The organism is uncultured Rothia sp. (assembly GCF_916049665.1).
Classification (GTDB): domain Bacteria; phylum Actinomycetota; class Actinomycetes; order Actinomycetales; family Micrococcaceae; genus Rothia.
This window is the reverse complement of sequence record NZ_CAJZIE010000105.1, coordinates 1-3,779: the sequence shown is the minus strand read 5'-3', so window position 1 is coordinate 3,779 and position 3,779 is coordinate 1. Positions and strand designations below refer to the sequence as shown.

Genomic DNA, 3,779 nt, shown 5'->3' with positions numbered 1-3,779 from the left:
ATGATACGCGGTTAATTGCCGTACGGGCGCTATCTGGCAGGGTACGGCGAATAATGGGCACCAGTTGCTGCTGCAAAAGCGCCGTCGAGGGGTCTTCCAGGGTGACCAGGCGATTCTCTTCAATCGCGGAGTCGCTGCTGTGTAGCAGGGTCACCTGCACGGTGTCTGCGGTGAGGGCGTTGACGCGCTCGGCGGGGTCGTCCTGAATCTTCGGGTCGTGCACACGGTAACGGTAGAGGCTACGCAAAGAATCCACGCCGTAGGTGCCGCTGGAGTACCCGGTCGGGATGGAGAACGCCAGGGAAGACTGCACCTCACGCAGGTTCGCGAGGGAGTTGAGCTTGTGGCGGGCACTCACGGCGCGGGTAGTGACCAGCACATCCTTGTTGGTGGCGCTAGCACCGTTGAGAAGCATGAGCTCTTCGGGCAGGATGCGCGAGATGGCGTTGGTCATGTCGGTGGTGCTCATGGCGCGCAGGTTGATGGGGTCTGCGGAGCGGGTGGAGCTTGCGGTGGGGCTTGCGGTACCGTCCGTAGCATGTGCGGAGGCGGTGCTCTCCTCCGCGGTGGGGGTAGCTGCCGGGGGCAGGGTCACGCCTGCCGCTTGAGCGGAGGCACTCACGGAGGCGGCAATACGTTCGTTCTGTGCGGCGGCGGGGCTGATTTTGCCGTCGTCGGTCAGGTAGAGTAGCAGGTCGCCGCTGTAGTCGATGACAAGGTCCAACGATTCAAGGGCCGCGGCAGTGGTGCTACCGGTTGCCTCGTCGTCGGGCAGAGTAGCGGTAGGGGTGGCAGAATTAGCCGAAGGAACCATGAGCCCGCGCAGGGCGGCGGCGCGGCTGTTGTCGGTGTCAACAAGTTCGACGGTGTAGCCGACCTGTCGCAGGGCGCGTGCGTACACGTGCGCTACGGCGCGCATCTCACGCAGGGCGCCGTAGCCGATACGCAGGGTACCGTAGCTGGATGCGGAAGGGTCCACCTGCGGGGTCGTGTCATTGCTACCGCAGGCGGCGAGCAGCGGCATGAGCGCCAGGGAGGTGAGCGCCGCACGGCGGGTGAGGGTTAGTCGGTTCATTAGGGAAGCTTCCGTGCGTTTTCGTCGGCAAGAAATTCGCGGTATTCGCGTGCCCAGCTGGCGGCGTTGGAGTAGCCCATCATGGAGGCGACCTCGTCGATGAGGGTGCCGTAGCGGATGGTGTCCAGCTCAGCGATGGGTACCCAGCGTGCCGTGTCGGAGGATCCGTTGATTTCGTGGCGCAGTTCGCCGGTGACAATGTGGGCACGGAAAACCACCCGCAGGGCGCAGAAGGGTAGCGCTTGCGGGTCTTTCTGGGTGGAGCGCACGGGGAAGTGTCCGGCGTGCACGCCCAGAATGTCTTCAATGGCGACGCTGTAACCGGTCTCTTCGAGGGTCTCTCGTAGCGCGGTTTCGTCGGCCTGTTCGCCGGGTTCCATGCCGCCGCCAGGCAGGGACCAGAGGGGGCTGAGCGCGCGGTCTTCGGGCACCCAGCGGGTCATGAGCAGCTTGCCCTGCTCAATGATCACTGCGTAGGCTGCGGGTCGGGTTTCCATTGCTAATGCCATGGTTTGATTTTACCGTCTATCGTTCGTTAGCGTTTCTTGCCGCGGCGTGCGCTGGCGGCTTTGGCGGACTGTCGAGCGTGCTGGCGCGCGTTACCGTTTTTCTTGGCGTTGGCGCGCTTTTTATCGCGTGCTTCGCGGCGGGCGTTGGCGGCTCGTGCCTTCGCTTTTTCCTTTGCTTTTTCAGCGGCGATGCGTTCGGCGCGTGCCTGCCGGGTTTCGCTACCGCGCTCACTGGTTGCGGTGCGGCCACGCACAATACCGATGAAGTCCTGCAGGAGCGCTTCGAGCTCTTCGCTGCGCGGCTCGCCCTTGGGGGCACGCGGCCAGACCAGGTGCACCGGGTAGGTGTCCAGGCCCGCAACGGGGCGGTAGGTGAGGTCCTTGCGGTGGTAGAAACGCGCAATGGACATGGGCACAATGTACAGACCCACACCAGCGGCAACCAGCTCGATGGTTTCCTTATCGGTCAGGCCCTCGGGCACGATGCGACCGGCACTCTCACGCCATGCGCGGGAGACTTCCTCATAAGCGGGAATATCGGAGGCGGGCTGCAGCAGGAACTCTTCAGCAAGCTCCTCCACGGGCACCTCATCAAGCACGGTGAGCACATGGTCCACCGGCAGAATGACCACGGGTAGCTCCTCGTAGAGGCGGATGCTATGGTACTTTTCGCCGTCGGTGCTTGCCGGTTCGCGGTCCGGGCGCACAATGCTCATGTGTGCAAAGGGGTTCTCGGGCACCTCAACGACGGGTACAGGGGCGTGCTCGGCAGCCTCAGCGGGCGCCTCGGCAGCGTTTTCTCCCTCTGCCGCCGATTCAAGGGCAGGATCAATCAGGCACAGATTCTGGTGCAGGGAGTCCAGGCCGCGTGCCTCACGCACGGGCACCTCCGCCAGCTGCACACGGTCACCGTAACGCTCATGCCAGCGGTTGAACCACTTGCCAGGCATAATCGCGGGCACGTAGCTAATGCGCAGCATGGAACGCTGCAGCACGGGGATGGGCAGAGCCTCCGGAGTCTGGATCATCGCCAGCTGCTCGGGGTGCAGGTACACGCGGGTGGGTGCCTCGGCGGGCGCTTCGGTTTCTACCCGGTCGGTAGCGTTTTCGGGCGCGCTCGACTCGGGGTCGATTGCGGCGAGAGCGGGGTCGTTGATGGGCTGCTCTTCGGGGGTACCTGCGGTGGAGGATGCGGTAGAACTCATCCCTCCACGCTAGCACATCTTGGGCGGGCGCATTGGGGCCGGGTGAACGGGGTCAGATGAGCGCCCTCAACCCGGCGAGATACCACCCCTATCCCCTGTCGCCGGGAGGGCTAGTTCTCGGTGATGCTCTCCGGAGCGTTCTCAACGGTTCCGCGGTTGATGCGGCGTTCACGCAGCTGAGCCACAATCACCATCGCCGTAATAACAATGGCGAGAGCGAGCGGGAACATCCACGGCTCCAGCCCGAGAGCGGCAAGAATTGCGAAGCCAATGGTGGTGTAGATGCACGCCCACATGAAGGTTCCAACCAGCATCGCGGGCACCCAACGGCGCAGCGGCATCTTCGTGAAGCCGGTCGTGATAATGACGGCGGTTTGCAGACCCACGGTGAGAAAGCAGAGGGGCACGGCAATAACGCCCCACCGGTTAATCAGGCGGCGCGCTTTACGGTAGAGCGGGCTGTCCATGGCTCTGCGGATGCGGTCGAGGCGGGCGCCGCCTTCAGCAGCGAGCGCGCCGAGAGCGTACACGATGCTGGTGCGGACGATACCGACCACCCACATGAAAGCTAGGGCAACCTCAATCGGGAGTGCGTCAAACCAATCTTTCACCCGGCTATTCTCTCATGGGTGGGCGATATTGGTCTGATTGAAGGTTCTTTGAGGCTTCTTATTCGACTTTTGGAGGGGTCTGAAAATTTTTTTAAATTTTTTCAGCCGGGGGTTATTGCCCCTTGTCGCCTGCAATGGCGCGGATTTCACTTAGGTAAACCTTAGTTTATTGACAGGGTGTCGCTATTTTCGGCTTGTCACCCGCACGGGAATTAGGATATATTTTTATTACCGAATAGGGCAGGCCTTGTGGGAAGGCCTTCCTAATCGGTCTAGAAGACTTTCTTCCTGTGTGTGATGCTAGAAAAGGAACCCCATGGACGGGGTTCCTTTTCTTTTTAACTATCCCCAACACTCCCCTGGACTCGTTCCCAGAGAA

4 protein-coding genes are annotated in these 3,779 nt (G+C 62.1%); all 4 read right to left on the bottom strand.

Going from position 1 to position 3,779, the window contains the following annotated elements; all coding sequences use genetic code 11:
* The coding region (locus QZ540_RS08170; RefSeq protein WP_294629102.1) for a glycine betaine ABC transporter substrate-binding protein at positions 1-1,075 on the bottom strand (1,075 nt) is incomplete at its 3' end.
* A complete protein-coding gene (locus QZ540_RS08165; RefSeq protein WP_005505097.1) occupies positions 1,075-1,572 on the bottom strand; it encodes an NUDIX domain-containing protein in 498 nt (165 codons plus the stop codon). The genes QZ540_RS08165 and QZ540_RS08170, both read right to left, overlap by 1 nt.
* Before the next feature lie 38 nt (positions 1,573-1,610).
* The gene (locus QZ540_RS08160; RefSeq protein WP_294629100.1) at positions 1,611-2,789 is read right to left on the bottom strand and encodes a LysR substrate-binding domain-containing protein; all 1,179 of its coding nucleotides are present in this window, start codon (positions 2,787-2,789) and stop codon (positions 1,611-1,613) included.
* Between the two features lie 110 nt (positions 2,790-2,899).
* Complete coding sequence (locus QZ540_RS08155) at positions 2,900-3,400, bottom strand: hypothetical protein (RefSeq protein WP_294629098.1); 501 nt, start codon at positions 3,398-3,400, stop codon at positions 2,900-2,902.
* Positions 3,401-3,779: the final 379 nt, after the last annotated feature.

Bases quoted from the DNA above. Each gene is read 5' to 3' on its own strand.
- QZ540_RS08165 (WP_005505097.1), bottom strand. From the start codon at position 1,572: ATGGAAACCCGACCCGCAGCCTACGCAGTGATCATTGAGCAGGGCAAG.
- QZ540_RS08160 (WP_294629100.1), bottom strand. From the start codon at position 2,789: ATGAGTTCTACCGCATCCTCCACCGCAGGTACCCCCGAAGAGCAGCCC.